The 16,329-nt window shown below is 40.4% G+C and carries 15 protein-coding genes; 5 read left to right on the top strand and 10 right to left on the bottom strand.

Features of this window, described 5'->3' with window-relative positions:
* Positions 1-483 precede the first annotated feature (483 nt).
* Positions 484-1,371, bottom strand: coding sequence for a 2OG-Fe(II) oxygenase (locus H6G79_RS00575; protein WP_190587911.1), 888 nt, complete (start codon positions 1,369-1,371; stop codon positions 484-486).
* Positions 1,372-1,624: 253 nt separating this feature from the next.
* A complete protein-coding gene (hflX, locus tag H6G79_RS00570; protein WP_199331354.1) occupies positions 1,625-3,316 on the bottom strand; it encodes a GTPase HflX in 1,692 nt (563 codons plus the stop codon).
* Between hflX and H6G79_RS36295 the strand changes: the two genes are divergently transcribed.
* Positions 3,231-3,521, top strand: a complete 291-nt coding sequence (locus H6G79_RS36295) for a hypothetical protein (RefSeq protein ID WP_199333902.1) — start codon at positions 3,231-3,233, stop codon at positions 3,519-3,521. The two genes, hflX and H6G79_RS36295, sit on opposite strands and share 86 nt — an antisense overlap.
* A gap of 120 nt (positions 3,522-3,641) precedes the next feature.
* Positions 3,642-3,926, top strand: coding sequence for a DUF427 domain-containing protein (locus tag H6G79_RS00565; RefSeq protein ID WP_190587910.1), 285 nt, complete (start codon positions 3,642-3,644; stop codon positions 3,924-3,926).
* A 216-nt stretch (positions 3,927-4,142) separates the two neighbouring features.
* Here the strand turns inward: H6G79_RS00565 and H6G79_RS00560 are convergent, their stop codons facing one another.
* From H6G79_RS00560 to trxB, 8 genes are all read right to left on the bottom strand, one after another.
* A complete protein-coding gene (locus H6G79_RS00560) occupies positions 4,143-4,742 on the bottom strand; it encodes a Uma2 family endonuclease (protein WP_190587909.1) in 600 nt (199 codons plus the stop codon).
* 115 nt (positions 4,743-4,857) lie between these two features.
* Positions 4,858-6,948, bottom strand: coding sequence for a prolyl oligopeptidase family protein (locus H6G79_RS00555; protein WP_190587908.1), 2,091 nt, complete (start codon positions 6,946-6,948; stop codon positions 4,858-4,860).
* Positions 6,949-7,252: 304 nt separating this feature from the next.
* Complete coding sequence (locus H6G79_RS00550; protein WP_190587907.1) at positions 7,253-7,951, bottom strand: MIP/aquaporin family protein; 699 nt, start codon at positions 7,949-7,951, stop codon at positions 7,253-7,255.
* 108 nt (positions 7,952-8,059) lie between these two features.
* Positions 8,060-8,956, bottom strand: a complete 897-nt coding sequence (locus H6G79_RS00545; protein ID WP_190588305.1) for an ROK family protein — start codon at positions 8,954-8,956, stop codon at positions 8,060-8,062.
* 40 nt (positions 8,957-8,996) lie between these two features.
* On the bottom strand, positions 8,997-9,197 hold the full coding sequence (locus H6G79_RS00540) for a hypothetical protein (RefSeq protein ID WP_190587906.1): 201 nt from the start codon (positions 9,195-9,197) through the stop codon (positions 8,997-8,999).
* Between the two features lie 82 nt (positions 9,198-9,279).
* Positions 9,280-10,176: an ABC transporter permease gene (locus tag H6G79_RS00535; protein WP_190587905.1), complete on the bottom strand. Its 897-nt coding sequence runs from the start codon at positions 10,174-10,176 to the stop codon at positions 9,280-9,282.
* Positions 10,173-10,313 carry a hypothetical protein gene (locus H6G79_RS00530; protein WP_190587904.1) on the bottom strand — a complete coding sequence of 47 codons (141 nt, stop codon included), beginning with the start codon at positions 10,311-10,313 and terminating at the stop codon, positions 10,173-10,175. Before H6G79_RS00530 ends, H6G79_RS00535 begins: the two co-directional genes overlap by 4 nt.
* Before the next feature lie 85 nt (positions 10,314-10,398).
* Positions 10,399-11,769: a thioredoxin-disulfide reductase gene (gene trxB, locus H6G79_RS00525; protein WP_190587903.1), complete on the bottom strand. Its 1,371-nt coding sequence runs from the start codon at positions 11,767-11,769 to the stop codon at positions 10,399-10,401.
* 172 nt (positions 11,770-11,941) lie between these two features.
* On the opposite strand from trxB, the gene H6G79_RS00520 reads away from it, so the two are divergent.
* The 3 genes from H6G79_RS00520 to H6G79_RS00510 all read left to right on the top strand — a co-directional run bounded on the left by H6G79_RS00520 (position 11,942) and on the right by H6G79_RS00510 (position 16,315).
* On the top strand, positions 11,942-13,267 hold the full coding sequence (locus tag H6G79_RS00520; protein ID WP_190587902.1) for a class I SAM-dependent methyltransferase: 1,326 nt from the start codon (positions 11,942-11,944) through the stop codon (positions 13,265-13,267).
* A gap of 121 nt (positions 13,268-13,388) precedes the next feature.
* Positions 13,389-13,943, top strand: a complete 555-nt coding sequence (locus tag H6G79_RS00515; RefSeq protein ID WP_190587901.1) for a type IV pilin-like G/H family protein — start codon at positions 13,389-13,391, stop codon at positions 13,941-13,943.
* Positions 13,944-14,068: 125 nt separating this feature from the next.
* Positions 14,069-16,315: an O-linked N-acetylglucosamine transferase, SPINDLY family protein gene (locus tag H6G79_RS00510; RefSeq protein ID WP_190587900.1), complete on the top strand. Its 2,247-nt coding sequence runs from the start codon at positions 14,069-14,071 to the stop codon at positions 16,313-16,315.
* Positions 16,316-16,329: the final 14 nt, after the last annotated feature.

Here is a 16,329-nt window from a genome sequence, read left to right as displayed (position 1 = left end):
TGTATCTAAAAAGTCTTATCAAACTGCACCGCAGCATAAAATATCCCTGCAAAATAGAGTTTTTAAGTTATGACAAACTAAGTTTATAAATTGCGCTAGTTAGAATTTAAAATGACTAGCGATCTATTATTTCAGCCTTCACTTAGTTTAAATAACGAAAACTTCTATTTTCTAGGGAGTTCAATCTGGGATGAGGTTGATATAAATCTCTGAAATTTTATTTTTTCTCAGTGACGAATAAATATAATTTGCCACAATAACTTATCAGTAGTCTATAGTTTATCGACATTTTCATCAGAAATTTAATCTCAGAGCAAAAAGTCGGAGTTTCTCTGTATCTGTATAGATATTGGGTATTTACACCTGGAAAAATATTTAAGTATTTCCAAGTAAAGTGTATTTAATACTTAAGTCTGATTGATAAATAAAAAGTGAGGCGATCACCTCACTTAAAGGAATTTTAAAGTAGATAAGTAATTTCGCTTAGGATGCTCGACGTACCCAGCCGTTAATTGTAAAGCGACTATCAGGAAATGCTTTAGATGAACACTTCACTGGCAGAACTTCGTGCATATATCGACTGAAGAAAAATACAATACTGTTATTGCGCGGTTCGATAGTTTTAAAGGATTCTGCTTTGACATAAAAGTTATTTTCAACTTTACTGTCATATATTAATAATTCTCCTCCAGAATACCGCTTAGGTTCTTTATTGAAGTAATAAACATAAGTTAATTCTCTGGTAGCAGTATCCGAACTACCATTATCGTTATGAATTTTGTAATAATTGCCATCATTATGTGCAGTGAGTTGGCTTTCAATTTGGCCTACTGTGAAGGGTGTCATTCCCAATTTGCTCATCACATCAGGCATAATCTGCTGAACTTTATTGACAATTAGTTCAGCAAACTCTGGAAATGAGTACAGAACCATTGAGCGGCGATAATTTTTATCATTGGTCGAAGTACTAGTGGAAACAAACTTTGACTTATTAGCTAGTACATACTTAATCAGTCTTTCATGCTCACTAGGCGAGAAAAAATTATCTATTTGTACATAATTAGAATTTAAAACATCATTGGCTACAGGTTGGACATTTTCAGGTTGCTGTATCCAAAGAGGTGGTTCGGTGATTAACCCAACAAGATGATCACTAGCAAAGCATAAAGCTGAATGCCCTTCATTAACAGGCACTTGAAATAAACCTTGACTGGCTGCTTCTTGTTTATAAGCACGAGCAACAACAGTGGTTAACAGGCTATGCAATACAGGGTCATCTGGATTGAGATAAACTGTATACTGATGTCCCCCTGTTAAGAGAAGCTGAACTTTGACTTTTGTTGGTTCTAGTTGCTGGGAATTTGTTGACATAAATAATTGTGTTAGGGATAGCGATCGCAAAAAAATTTGGTAACAGCAAAAGTAATGAGAGTCTTCCTAAAACTTGAGTTACTTTCTATATCAAGTACCAAAATAAAAATATCTATTAATTACTGGTTCTAGCATGTCATTGAGCATCCTGTCATTCAGGAAATACCACAGTAATAGCCATATAGAAAAATTAAAGCCGTAGTTTCCCTAACTACGGCATTGATGTCATATCCTCAAATTTTATTTTCGGTATTTACCGAGAGTCAACAGCGTATGCAATCAATTGGCTAAGACGTAAACGCAAGGTTTCTAAACCTAAACGTTCGCTTGCGGAAATGAACACAGCTAGGGGAAATTCTTCTCTAGCTAAGGCTAATGTCTCGCTGTCTACTTGATCAATTTTGTTAAAGGCGACCAAGGCTGGGCCAGGAGTCACAGGCATAGCGGCGAGGATTTCTCGCACTGAACGAATGTGACTTAACCAAGCAGGATGAGACAAATCCACTAAATGTAATAACGCATCCGCTTCTGTGACTTCTTCTAAAGTTGCACGAAAGGCATCCATCAACGACGCAGGTAGTTCGTGAATGAACCCTACAGTATCTGTAATCAGAATTTCTTGGGGTTCATTGGTGTCTGCATGGGGAATGACTAAGCGACGTGTAGTCGGGTCAAGGGTAGCAAACAACTGGTCAGCAGTATAAACTTCGGCGTTAGTTAAGGCATTGAGTAAGGTCGATTTGCCTGCGTTAGTGTAACCAACCAAAGCCACTGAAGGAACTTCTTGATGTTGTCTTCGTTGTCGTAAGCGCGAACGATGGGCTTGCAACTGGTTGACTTCTTGTTGCAGTCGAGAAATTCGCCGTTGAATTGCCCGACGTTCTGTTTCTAGTTTGGTTTCACCAGGGCCGCGAGTCCCAATACCACCACCTAACCGCGACATTGCCTGACCTCTGCCAGTCAGTCGCGGCAGCATATATTCTAGCTGTGCTAGTTCTACTTGCAATTTACCAGCGCGGGATTGAGCGCGTTGAGCAAAGATATCTAAAATTACTTCTGTGCGGTCAACTACCCGAATACCAATTTGCGCTTCTAAGTTGCGGACTTGGGCTGGTGAAAGGTCACGGTCAAAGACGACAAGATTACATCCGAGGGTTTGGGCTGTTAAGGCGACTTCTTGCACCTTACCTTCACCGATAACTGTTTGGGGATGAATGCGCGATCGCTTTTGTTGTACTGTCTGTAGTACATCACCGCCAGCAGTATCTACCAGTCGTCCTAATTCAGCTAGGGTGTCGTGGAATTGTTGCAAAGTTAATTCATCGGTCATGACTCCCACAATCAACACGCGGTCATGATCAGCATCTACTTCCTGGGCGACAAATTCCCGCCGGAATTCTGCTTCCAGTCCTTCTACCAAATCGATGAAGTCCTGTTCTGCCAGCATATCCAAGCTCATCGGTGGGGAAATGCTAGAGTAGGTTGCTGAGTTTTGCGTACCGCGTTCTGAGTTTGGGACTGCTACTAGTTGTTTCGTATCAGATACTAAATGAGCTAAATAAGCTTCTTTGACATAACCTGTAGCGCCACCACCACGCTTGGTAAATCCTGTCCCAGTGATATTCAACATTACCAGCGCGTCTAACCGTTGCATTGCCATAGCAGTCAGCGCCACCTCATTGGGTGGTTCTGGTTTGAGATGGGTGGCAATACAGCGAATACCGCTCAGACGTTCTGCACCGTAACGGGGCAGTTCTAGCGGTGGAATTTGCGTCTGACGCGGTGTGCCTACCCCAACACGAATCACTTGACCGCGACGGTTGAGATAGGCACACACAGGTTGATTGATTTCTGTGCTAATGGCAGCCAGACGCTGCGAAAATTCAGGCGTTGTGATGCGATCGCCTGGTATACGCTGGTGGTACAGCCTCTGTAGTTGTTTCAGATGGCTGGACTTTAAACCTTGGAGATTTCCGAAGATGGTCTCTATAGGCGTTTATGACCAGTTAACTGGCCCTCCGAATCAGTCTATTGTCTATTTTACAACAGTTGCTAGGGTGCAAGCTCTGTCTTGTGGTAGGTGCATAGATTTAATTAGCTTTCAGTTTCAAGATACAGCAGATTCGATGTTTATGAGGTACAGCAACTGATTGAAAAAAGTAATGAGTAAGGAGTCAGAAATTTACTCATTACTTAATTGACAGCCGACTCCGAGTTTAGGCAGTACAGTGTCAAAATATTAAGTGTAAACTTTGCTCAAAAACGCAATTATGCCTAAAGCAATCTGGAACGGTGCAACTTTAGCCGAAAGCGACAAGACTATAGTTGTGGAAGGTAATCACTATTTTCCTCCCGACGCAATTAATAAGCAGTATTTCCAAGACAGCAGCACTCATACCACTTGTCCCTGGAAAGGTGTTGCTAGTTACTACAGCATCGCAGTTGATGGAGAGGTGAATCAAGACGCTGCTTGGTACTATCCCAGCGCCAAGGAAAAAGCTAAAAATATTGAAGGTTACGTCGCTTTCTGGAAAGGCGTAAAAGTCGAAGCTTAATTGAAGACGCTTCGGGCTTATTTGCTGAAACTAGTACAACAAGGCAAAAGTAAAAAATCAAAAGGAAAAAGAAAGAATAGTGATACTACAAGCCTTTTAGCAATTTCTTATGGTCTCTTTATTTACGCCAACCTGTACTAAATAATTAACAGAGTTTCAGTGAATAAGCCTTTTTTTGATCAATCATCAGCACGGCGATCCTTTTGTGTTCTGTGTTCAGATTATTTCACTTTCTGGTTCAACAAGCTCGAAATTGACTTTGTTATATAAATCTTGTAAGGAAATCTCAAAAGGTACAGATGCAAATGCGATCGCCTGATCTTCTTCATCATACTCACGCAGGTTCCATTGTTTTTTCCCAATCTTAGAAAACTGCTCTACATGAACTCGATATTGGTCAATTAAGAGATATTCTTGCAACGTGGGAATTGTGCGATACGCCGCAAACTTATCCTCATAATCATAATTCTTAGTAGATTTTGATAGCACTTCTACAATAACTTGAGGATTAGTAATAATATCTTGGCGATTGTTAAAAAATTCCGGTTCACCTGCGATAATCATCACATCTGGGTATGTATAAATCCGTTTTTGCGATATCCATAGACGGACATCGCCAACAAAAACTTCGTAATTTTGCTGTCTAAATGCAAAATTTAACGCCGAACCAAGGTTAAGTGATATTCGAGCGTGATTAACTGTTCCACCTGCCATTGGAATTATTTGTCCATCAATATATTCACTTTTATATTCAGCCGCTTCCTCTAACTGTAAATATTCCTCTGGGGTGTAGTATTGCTGTTGTGTAACTTGCATAGCTTTGACCCATATTTATTCAACAGTGTAACTTGGTTATCTAACAAAAAAGGTGCGTTCTAGCATTGCAGAAACACACCTTCAATACTCCGCGTTACTCAGCGCACCTCTGCGTTTAAATCTTAATATCCAAAGTTCGCACTAAAAATGCCCATCTATCCGCCGCTTCTTCAATGATTTTAGTTGTCGGCTTACCCGCACCATGTCCAGCTTTTGTCTCAATTCTAATTAATACTGGTGCATCACCTTGATGGGCTGCTTGCAAAGCCGCCGCAAATTTGAAACTATGGGCAGGTACAACGCGATCGTCATGATCTGCGGTAGTAATTAAAGTAGCAGGATAAGCTGTCTTTGGTTTGAGGTTATGCAAGGGTGAATAAGCATACAGTGTTTTGAAATCTTCAGGATTATCGGGTGAACCATATTCTTTAGTCCAAGCCCAGCCAATAGTAAATTTATGAAAGCGCAACATATCCATAACACCAACGGCGGGTAAAGCTGCACCAAATAAATCGGGACGTTGCGTCATACAAGCACCCACCAATAAACCACCATTACTACCACCTGCGATCGCTAGTTTGCCAGTTTTGGTGTATTTATTCGCAATTAGCCATTCCGCCGCCGCAATAAAATCATCAAACACATTTTGTTTTTTCTCTTTCATCCCGGCTTGATGCCATTCTTCGCCATATTCGCCACCGCCACGCAGATTTGGCATAGCATAAACACCACCCATTTCCATCCACACCAACATACTCACAGAAAAAGTCGGTGTTAAAGAGATATTAAACCCACCGTAGGCATAAAGATAAGTCGGATTATTCCCATCTAATTTAATGCCTTTTTTGTGAGTAATAAACATTGGCACCTTTGTGCCATCTTTGCTGTGATAAAAGACTTGTTTTGTTTCATAATCATCAGGATTAAAGCCAACTTTTGGTTGCCGGAACAACTGACTTTTTCCTGTTACCATATCGTAGCGGTAAATTGCGCCTGGGGTAGTAAAACTAGTGAAACTATAAAAAGTCTCTTTATCATGACGTTTACCACCAAAGCCACCAACTGAACCAACTCCGGGTAATTCTACCTCGCGGACAAATGCGCCTTTCAGGTCAAAAATTTTAATTTGCGATCGCGCATCTTGCAAATAATCAGCCACAAACTGATGATTGAGAATATTGACACTTTCTAAAGTCGCTTTACTTTGGGGAATAATTTCTTGCCATGCTGATTTATCGGGTTTATTAATATCAATGGCAATCACCCTCCCCCGTGGCGCATTTAAATCTGTACGGAAATAAAAAACACTATCATCATGATCAATAAAGCTATAATCTGCCTCAAACTCGTTGATTAATTCCACAACTTCCGCATCGGGATTCTTTAAATCTTTATAAAATACTAAATTGCGCGAGTCAGTTCCCAACCACACAGAAATAATTAAAAAGCGTCCATCTTCTGTGACACCACCACCAAATCCCCATTCTTTTTGGTCAGGACGTTGATAAATTAAAATGTCTTCTGATTGGGGTGTACCTAATTTGTGATAATACAGCTTTTGATAATAGTTAACATCTTCTAACTGAGTTTTAGAATTTGGCTCATCATAGCGACTGTAAAAAAATCCTTGGTTGTCAGTTGTCCAAGATGCACCAGAAAATTTAATCCACTTTAAATGGTCGTCTAAATCTTTACCTGTAGCTACATCACGGACTTTCCATTCTTGCCAATCAGAACCAGAAGTTGCCAGACCATAAGCTAAAAGTTTACCATCATCGCTAATTGATAATCCTGATAAAGCGACTGTTCCATCCGCAGAAAGTTTATTTGGATCAAGTAAAACTTGCGGTTCGTCATCTAGACTTTTTAAGGTATATAGTACGCTTTGATTTTGCAGCCCGTTGTTTTTGAAATAAAAATAGCGTTCGGTGGAACCGTCTTGCAGAGATTCGCCTTCTTTAAATGGGGTACCATACTTTTCATAATCCCAAAGTTTCGTTAAGCGTTGTTTAATTTTGTCACGAGCCGGAATTTCACCTAAAAATTCAAAAGTAATCTTATTTTGAGCATCAATCCAAGCTTTCGTTTCTTCAGAATCAGAATTTTCCAACCAACGGTAAGGATCTGCAACGACAGTTCCGTGGTAGTTATCCACTTGTTCGTTTTTGGGGGTAGCTGGATAAGTAATCTGTTTTGCTGTTGACATAGTTGGGGATACCATTCTTCTGTGTACATGGTAATCAGATTTCTCCAGCTTGTGGTAGCTTGCTAAAGCTACAGGTAGAATCCCAGGATTTACACTCCAGTAACACACTAAAACTATGGTCAAAAAAGTTACAAGAAATTGGACAATCCTAGCAAGCAATTTCATCATAGAAATATTAGAGTCAGAACAAAGCTAAATCTTGTAAAAACAGTATGACTTACACTCCACCCAAGCTAATTATCCCTCTTTTGTTACCTTCGGCAGAGAATAATCTGAAACTCCTAGTTTTACGTTATTCTCACCTTTACTTCTGACAATCTTGAAAGTTATTGGAAAGTTGCCGATAGACTATTACTGCTAGTTGAGCTCCTAAAATTGGTGCTATCCAATAAACCCAATGATGCTGCCAAATTCCGCCGACAAATGCTGGTGCAAAGGAACGCGCCGGATTCATACTTGCACCAGTAATTGGCCCCATAAATGCAGCTTCCACTGCTACGGTTAAACCAATTGCTAACCCAGCAAAACCTATGTGTGCGCGTCTATCTAGTCCTGAACCGAAAATAATCAGCATCAAAATAAAAGTCAGCACAAACTCTAATACTAAAGCCTGCATCCAATTATTATTTAGTGGTAATGTTGCTCCTAAATTGCCAACTTTCCCTAAGCTAATTACTAGTAAAGCTGAAGCGGCGATCGCTCCTCCTAACTGTGCCAAAATATAAGGCAACACTCGCCATTTAGGTAAAAAACCACTCGTCCAAAAAGCCAGCGTCACTGCTGGGTTGAAATGTGCGCCACTCAAATGTCCCAAAGCATAAATTAACGCCGCTACCACAGCACCAAACACAAAACTAATACCTAAATGTGACACAGCATTTTGACTGATGCTGTTCACCATGACTGCACCAGTTCCTGCAAACACCAAAATAAAAGTTCCAATTGCTTCCGCTAAAGCTTCTCGCCAGCAACGCGCTAGCGATTTTGGTAAACCTGAGTTCATTCTTTTACTCAGAACTTCTGCACCTGACATTGCAAAAAAAGTTGATTCGTTGGCAATAATATTTCAAAAAAACTTGATATGTCAATCAAAAAAGCCGGAAACGATCATCTAAATTTTTATACAACATTCCCAGGCTAACTTTGCTGCACCTACCATTCCCGCCGAATTACCCAATTCAGCTGGCAAAAGTTGTAACCCAAAACGCGAAGTCGCCATGACTCGCCGTTCAATTTCTGCTTTGGCGGCTGGGAAGAAAAATTTAAAACTAGCACTGACACCACCACCAATGATGATCGCCTCTGGTGTTAAAACATAAATTAAACTCGCTAAACCTGTTCCTAAATCTCTGCCATATTCTTGCCAAAAGGCCAAAGCGTCACTATCTCCCGCTTCAGCTAAAGCGCCTAATTCGGCAGGTTCTTTCCCCGTGCGGCGACGAATGGCAATAATTGAAGCATACTGCTCTAAAGAGCCTTGATTACCACTGTTACACATTGGGCCGTTAGGGTTGCAGGTGATTAAACCAAGTTCGCCACCTGCGCCACGATGTCCGACAAACAATTTCCCATCCAGAATAATTGCGCCACCAACCCCGGTTCCCAAGGTCAACATAATAAAATTGTGCCAGTTACGACCGGCTCCTAACCAAGCTTCGGCGACTCCTGCACAATTCGCATCGTTAGCAATGACAGTGGGTTTGCCTGTTTTGGCTTCTAACCAGTCAGCTAAAGGGACATTATGCCACTGGGGTAAGTTAATGGCGATTTGGGCAATGCGTCCTGTAGCATCCGCCGGGCCAGGAGTACCGACACCAATAGCAATAGTTTGATTATCTGGGTCAACTTGCGCGATCGCATCTACCATCACACTCAAAACCGCTTCTGGAGTTGCTGGTTGGGGCGTTTCCACCGTTAATGATTGCCAGCAAGTACCATCTTGGCTGAACCGCCCTAGCTTAATTGCTGTTCCCCCGACATCAATGCCAATTACTTCTGGTTTAATCACAATTGCATATCCCACATTTCGGTTGTGATACAAAAATGTATCACTTGTCCTTGTCTGTGATGTAATCGGTTGATTCATCAGAACGTGCAGCAGCAACTTGCAGACTAGTATTTGGGTAATAATTAAAACCTGATTGCCCCCGCGAAGCTGCAACTGGTGTACCACTCAAAATCCCCGCCAGAGCAACAGAAAGCATAAATCCACCCGTAGCAGCAGCAATTAAACTAAGGTTATCTTTCACACGCATCTCTCCAGTTATCAGTTATCAGTTAACAGTGAAAAGTTATCAGTAAACAGACTGGTAACTTTTCAGTATTAAATGACTATTTCCGAATCCCATTTTCTCCCCGCAAACGAGGATTGACAAATTCATTTAACCCCTCACCAAGTAGGGATAACCCTACTACCATGAATGTCATTGCTAAACCAGGGAATAGTGTCGTCCACCAAACCCCTGTAGGTAATGCTTCCAGGGCTTGTTTTAAATCATGTCCCCACTCTGGAACTTCTTCTGGTAGCCCTAAACCCAAAAAGCCTAAACCGCCCAATACTAAAATTGCATCGGCGGCGTTGAGGGTAAATAGTACAGGGACGCTTTGAATGACGTTGAAAAATAAATAACGCGACAGCACAATCCAGGTAGAAGCGCCCATTGCTTGTGCAGCTTCGATAAAGACTTCTGTTTTCACACTCACTGTATGGTTGCGAACCACGCGGTAATATTGGGGGATGTAGGCAATACTAATAGCGATCGCAGCATTTAATATCCCTCGCCCCACCACAAAGGCCAGGGTTACAGAAAGTAATAATCCCGGTAAGGTATAAATACTATCCATCAAAAACAGCAACACCTTATCTAACCTACCGCCAAGATAGCCACTCACCATCCCCAGAGGTACACCAATCACCATACTCAGCGCCGTGGCCAAAATCACCACTTGCAAAGCAGCTTGAGCGCCAAACAAAGTGCGCGAAAATACATCATGACCCAAGCGACTAGTACCAAACCAATATTTAGCCGATGGTGCTTCTTGAATGGGGTTAGCAAGAAAATCTTTGGGGTTTTGTAGCCATCCCCAAGCCTGCATTACAGGGGCGAAAAACGCCAAAAAGATAAAAAACAGGGTGATGGCTAACCCAATAATCATTAATTTTTGGGACAGGTTCGGATTTTTGGCAAAACGTAAAAAATTTGGCAGCTGACGTTTAGTTATGGTCATGAGCGATCGCCTGCATTCAGCAAGATACGCTGACCATTGTACATAGGGGAGTGGAGAGTTGGGAGTGTGGGAGGTGTGGGGAGTGTGGGGAGTGTGGGAGGTGTGGGAAGAAAGATTTCTTCACCATCCTCCCACACCCCTGGATTTCTTTCTCTATTGCTTCCTGCGTCTTGTCTTCCCTATTCCCCATTCCCCATTCCCCATTCCCCATTCCCGACTTCCCTAAATGTTGCTTTCAATCAACTGGCGATACTCGCTCTTTTGCTTCACGCCTTTGATTTCTTTCAACAGTTCTTTGTCCTTGAAGAACTGTACAGTCGGTGTACCTGTCACGCCAGCGTTTTCGGCAATCTCACGGTCTTTATCGATGTCAATTTCCACAAAATGGATTTTGCCATCGAATTCATCCACTACTTTATTGAGTATGGGTTTGAGGGTATGACAAGGGCCGCAACCAGGAGCGACGTATTTGACAATCAGCAGGCGATCGCTTTCGTGGAATAATTTGCGTAAAGCATAACCACCTTCATGGCGTGTTGACTGTAAATTAAACCCGGCTGCTTCCTCCGCTTCCGTTTTCTTTTGGGCTGGCTGAGTTTCTAACTCATTATTGATTGTTGCTTCTTGATGAAACTCTTGAATCAAACCATTAGAAGATAACCAGCGTTCTGTCAACAACGCCGCCATACAACCAGTCCCCGCAGCTGTAATTGCTTGGCGATATTCATGATCCTGCACGTCACCAGCAGCAAAAACCCCTTCAACACTAGTTTCTACAGAACCATGTTTTGTGAGAATATAACCCACCTCATCCAGTTCTAGCTGTCCCTTAAATAAGGAGGTGTTAGGAGTGTGACCGATCGCATAAAATAAACCCTTGGCGTGAATTTCGCTTTCTGCACCGGTTTTATTATTGCGAACTTTTACTCCATCCATGTGACCATTGCCAAACACGTCTACAACTTCTGTGTTCCAATGCACCTGGATTTTCGGGTTACTCAAAACTCGGTCTTGCATAGCTTTAGAAGCCCGCATCTTATCAGACCGTACCAGCAAATTCACTTTAGAACCATATTTAGTCAGATAAATTGATTCTTCTGCGGCTGAGTCACCAGCACCAATTACCGCCAACTCTGCACCGTGGAAAATTGGTGTTGCACCATCACAAATCGCACAAGCAGAAATTCCCCGACTCCAAAACTGATGTTCACTGGGTAAACCTAAACGCTTGGCTGTGGCACCAGTGGCAATAATTAAACTGTGGGCTTTAATTTCTCTTTCTTCAGAGCGCACAGTAAACGGACGTTGGCTTAAATCAACAGATATCACATCTTCAGTATATAACTCAGCCCCCCAACGCTCGGCCTGTGCCTTCATCCGATCCATCAGTTCCGGCCCCGTAATCCCTTGCGGGAAGCCAGGAAAGTTCTCTACTTCCGTCGTTGTCATCAGCTGTCCACCCGGCAATCCTCCAGCTTGGAAACCTTCAAAAACAACGGGTTTCAGGTTAGCTCGTGCTGCATAGATGGCGGCGGTGTATCCTGCTGGCCCAGAACCGATAATCACTACGTTTTCTACTGTTGGGTTAGACATATATCTATACGAACTCATAATGACTACGCTTAATATAACATAACTATAGAGTGAGAGGAAAGGCAGATAAATGGGAATACTCAAACTTAAGCAATTCTTTTAAGTCATGCTTCTGCCATATACAGGTATTGGGGCAGACTGTGGAGAATGCAATCACAGGAGCAATTTACCTATGAATAACCCAACATCAGACTTAAAAGAGAAAATTCGTCAGCAGTTTGAAGCAATTCCATACCCTAATAATTCTGTTGAGGAAACACCCAAAAATAAATTGAATTTGCTTTATGTTTGTAATTTTGTCACATCTTTCTATTTAAGAAATCAAGAAATTATAAATACTAAAGATAAAGTTATTTTAGATGCGGGTTGTGGTTCTGGTTACACATCACTAGCCTTAGCAGAGGCCAATCCTGATGCTAAAATTATCGGTGTTGATTTATCAGCAGAATCCGTAAAACTAGCCCGTCAACGCTTGCAATATCATGGCTTTGATAATGCAGAATTTTATACACTTTCCATTGAGGATCTATCCCAGTTAGGGATGCAATTTGACTATATCAACTGTGATGAAACTCTTTATCTACTCCCAGATCCAGTTTTAGGGTTGCAAGCCATGAAATCTGTTTTGCAACCGCATGGAATTATTCATACTAACTTACATAGTTACCGCCAAAGATTTTATTATTACCAAGCTCAAGAACTATTTCAACTAATGGGTTTAATGGATGGTACACCCTTAGAATTTGAAGCTGAATTAGTTCGGGAAATTATGGGATCTTTGAAAGATGATGTAGTTCTCAAACAAAGAGCTTGGGATAGCGCCTTTGAGCAAGCACCTAATTTAACTTTAGTGAATCATTTACTCCAAGGAGATAAAGGCTACACAGTTAAACAAATGTTTGCCATGTTGCAAGCTGCTGATCTGGAATTTATCAGTATGGTGCAATGGCGACACTGGGAATTAATGGATTTATTTAAAAATCGAGATGATTTGCCAGCTTTTCTAGCCATGAGCCTCCCTGAACTTCCACTAGAGGATCAGTTACATATATTTGAATTGTTACATCCTGCTCACCGTTTACTAGACTTCTGGTGTGGTCATCCCCATCAAGGAAAGTTATTTGAGTCAATTTCTGAGTGGACATTAGCAGACTGGCAAAGTACAAAAGTACATCTGCATCCTCAATTAAGAACAGAACAAATCAAACAAGATTTGATTAACTGCATCACTCAAGGTAGTTCATGGTCAGTTGCTAACTATATAAATCTTCCCTTAAAGGGGCCTGTAGAGTTAGATACCAACTTAGTTGCTTGCTTGTTACCTCTCTGGGAGGGAGAGCAACCATTTGACTCCTTAGTACAACGCTGGTTACTGATTAAGCCAATAGATGTTGTCACTCTAGAGCCGATGAGTTATGCACAAGCCTGTGTTCAAGTTCAAAATCTGTTGAGCAAACTGGAAGTCTTTCTCTATGTGCTGTTAGAACGTTGTGCATAAAACACATTCGGCAAATTTTCAGAATTTTTTGCTGTAGGTGATATGAAACGTGAAACAAGTGGGTAACTTAAGCCTAGAAGTCAAGAATAATACATCTCACCCCCCATAGGAGAAACTCTCAATGAAGCCCGCAATCAAACCTGAACTTCAAGCTAAATTTTTGCAACACCTGAATAATCGTAAGAATAGAGCAGATGAAGGTTTTACCTTGATTGAATTGCTCGTGGTAGTAATTATTATTGGTGTTTTGGCTGCTATTGCTTTACCTTCTTTGCTTGGTCAAGTTAACAAAGCCAAGCAGTCAGAAGCTAGAAATGGTATCGGTGCAATTAACCGCGCTCAACAAGCTTACTTCTTGGAATATCAATCCTTTACAACTGAATTAACACAGCTAGGTGTTGGGATTAAAACCCAGACTGATAACTACAAATACAGTAGTGAAATTAAAGGTAGCGGTACTAATATCGCTGGTATCATTTCCAATAAAGCAGATGCTATTAAACCTGCTCTGAAAGCTTATCTGGGAATTGTTGGTACCATCACAGGTAACACTCAAACCAATGAAGCATTAACAGTTGCTTTTGCGTGTGAAGCAAACGTACCTGGTACAGCCGTTGTTTCAGCTGCAACTGGTGTTACTAGCTGTCCTACTGGCTATAAATCTCTGGGTGGTTAATGTAAAAAATGCTTTTTGTTTTGCGATCGCTAGTTAATAGTATTTGAAATCTGCATTAAGTGAGTAGTGACATTTTTAACTACTCACTTTGTTTTATTTGTTAGTAGTAAATGAGGAGTATTTAAATGTCTGCACTCTTAGCAACACAAGATTTAGTAGAACTTAATAAAAAAGCCTATAAATACCTAGTTCAAGGAAATTATTATCAAGCAACTCAAATTTATGAACAGCTAATTGATGCTGAACCTAATAACAAATCTTACTATTGGTATTTGGGTCTGATGCTTTTGCTACAAGGGCAAGAAGCTGAAGCCCAAACTACTTGGTTTATGGCAATAATGGAGAATGAAGAAAATAACATTAGTCAATGGACAGAGGAGTTGGGGATAGTTTTAAATCAAGAAGCAACTAGAATAGAAAGTATCGAAGATAATACTAATGCTATCATTATTCGCCAGCAAATTAGGGAAATTTGTCCAACAGATATTTTTAATTTATTACATTTAATTAAGCTAGAAATTAAACAAGAAAACTATACAGGTGATGAATTAGACGAGTTAGGCATAATTGAAATATTACAGTCTGAGCCACCAATAGCAGTAGATTGGGAATTACTAGCATCAGTTTTAGAGGCTATTTTAAATTATGCTCCTTTACATCCATCATCAATAGTATTTACTAAGGCTTGTCTTCCCTATATTCGTGAACAGTCTCAAGCCAATACTTTCGTAAATATTGTAGTTCCAGTAGCAGTTAATATTGGTTATGCACAAAAACAAGTAGTACTAGCTGCTGCTTTTTTAGAAATTAGTTTAACTTTAGATCCTAAGAATAGAGAAATTCTATTCTATCTTACAGGTATGTATATTAACTTTGGTCAATATACTAAGGGCATAGAAACTGCCAAACTATCATATTTTTTATCTACAGAATTAACTGATAAAATATTTGCCAACAATTTAATTCTTAAAAGTTTAATCAGTTCTGGTGGTACTAATTGGCAAGCAGCTTGTGAAACCTGGGAAAAACATGAACTACTTTTGAAAGAGTTAAAGGAGTTAAATCCTAATGAATTAACTCCTTTACAAATATCGAGATTATTTAATACTAACTATTTCACTCCCTATTTTTACGACAAACCAGAAGCATTTAGAAATCTACGTAATAGCTTATCACGAATCTGCCAAAACAATATTGAAAGTTATATTCCAGAAGCAGTAGAAAAGCATAAAAAAAGACGCTCTACAAAAATATTATCAACTACAGAAAATCTGAAAATAGGTTACTTATCTCACTGTTTTAAAAGCCATTCTGTTGGTTGGTTGGCGAGATGGTTAATTAAACATCATGACCGCGATCGCTTTCAAATTAATGGTTATTATCTGATTTGCAATCCTGTATTTGATCCTTTACATGAATGGTATTTAAATCAATTTTATTACTCTCATAAATCATCTAATCTTGAAGCGTTAACAGAGCAAATTGCTCAAGATGAAATTGATATTTTGGTTGATTTAGATAGTATTACCTTAGACTTAACTTGTGGAATTATGGCTCTCAAACCTGCGCCAATTCAAGTAACTTGGTTAGGGTGGGATGCTTCAGGAATTCCTGCAATTGATTACTTTATTGCTGATCCTTATGTTTTACCAGAATCAGCAGATGAATATTACAGCGAAAAAATCTGGCGTTTACCACAAACATACATAGCCGTTGATGGTTTTGAAGTAGGCATACCTACAATTCGCCGGGATGATTTAAAGATTCCTGCTGATGCAGTAGTTTATTTTAGCGGACAACGGGGTTTTAAACGTCATCCTGATACTGCACGCTTGCAAATGAAAATTATTAAGGAAGTACCTAAGAGCTACTTTTTAATTAAAGGTGATGCTGAAGAAGAATCAATTAAAAGCTTCTTTTATCAATTAGCTGAAGAAGAAGGTGTTGAGCTTGAAAGGTTGCGGTTTTTACCGGACGCACCATCAGAAGCGTCTCATCGGGCTAATTTAGGCATTGCAGATGTAGTTTTAGATACGTATCCTTACAATGGTGCGACAACAACTTTAGAAACTTTGTGGATGGGTATTCCTTTAGTGACAAGAGTTGGCGAGCAATTTGCCGCACGTAACAGTTACACTATGTTGGTTAATGCTGGCATCACTGAAGGTACCGCCTGGACAGATACCGAATATGTCGAGTGGGGTGTGCGCTTGGGTAAAGATGACAATTTACGCCAGCAAGTAGCCAGAAAGTTGAAAGCATCTCGCCAGACTGCACCTTTGTGGAATGGTAAACAATTTGCCCGTGAAATGGAAGCAGCTTACGAGCAAATGTGGCAGAAGTATATAATCTCTGGTGTTACTTCTAAATAAGCGTGAATCATACA

The organism is Anabaena sp. FACHB-83 (genome assembly GCF_014697485.1).
In the GTDB taxonomy this organism is placed as follows: Bacteria; Cyanobacteriota; Cyanobacteriia; order Cyanobacteriales; family Nostocaceae; genus Nostoc_B.
This window is presented reverse-complemented; position numbering and strand designations above follow the sequence as displayed.

Coding starts and splice junctions, on each gene's coding strand:
- H6G79_RS36295 (WP_199333902.1), top strand. CDS start 3,231: ATGGCAGCCAGACGCTGCGAAAATTCAGGCGTTGTGATGCGATCGCCT.
- H6G79_RS00550 (WP_190587907.1), bottom strand. CDS start 7,951: ATGAACTCAGGTTTACCAAAATCGCTAGCGCGTTGCTGGCGAGAAGCT.
- H6G79_RS00515 (WP_190587901.1), top strand. CDS start 13,389: ATGAAGCCCGCAATCAAACCTGAACTTCAAGCTAAATTTTTGCAACAC.
- H6G79_RS00565 (WP_190587910.1), top strand. CDS start 3,642: ATGCCTAAAGCAATCTGGAACGGTGCAACTTTAGCCGAAAGCGACAAG.
- H6G79_RS00555 (WP_190587908.1), bottom strand. CDS start 6,948: ATGTCAACAGCAAAACAGATTACTTATCCAGCTACCCCCAAAAACGAA.
- H6G79_RS00560 (WP_190587909.1), bottom strand. CDS start 4,742: ATGCAAGTTACACAACAGCAATACTACACCCCAGAGGAATATTTACAG.
- H6G79_RS00575 (WP_190587911.1), bottom strand. CDS start 1,371: ATGTCAACAAATTCCCAGCAACTAGAACCAACAAAAGTCAAAGTTCAG.
- trxB (WP_190587903.1), bottom strand. CDS start 11,769: ATGTCTAACCCAACAGTAGAAAACGTAGTGATTATCGGTTCTGGGCCA.
- H6G79_RS00510 (WP_190587900.1), top strand. CDS start 14,069: ATGTCTGCACTCTTAGCAACACAAGATTTAGTAGAACTTAATAAAAAA.
- H6G79_RS00535 (WP_190587905.1), bottom strand. CDS start 10,176: ATGACCATAACTAAACGTCAGCTGCCAAATTTTTTACGTTTTGCCAAA.
- H6G79_RS00520 (WP_190587902.1), top strand. CDS start 11,942: ATGAATAACCCAACATCAGACTTAAAAGAGAAAATTCGTCAGCAGTTT.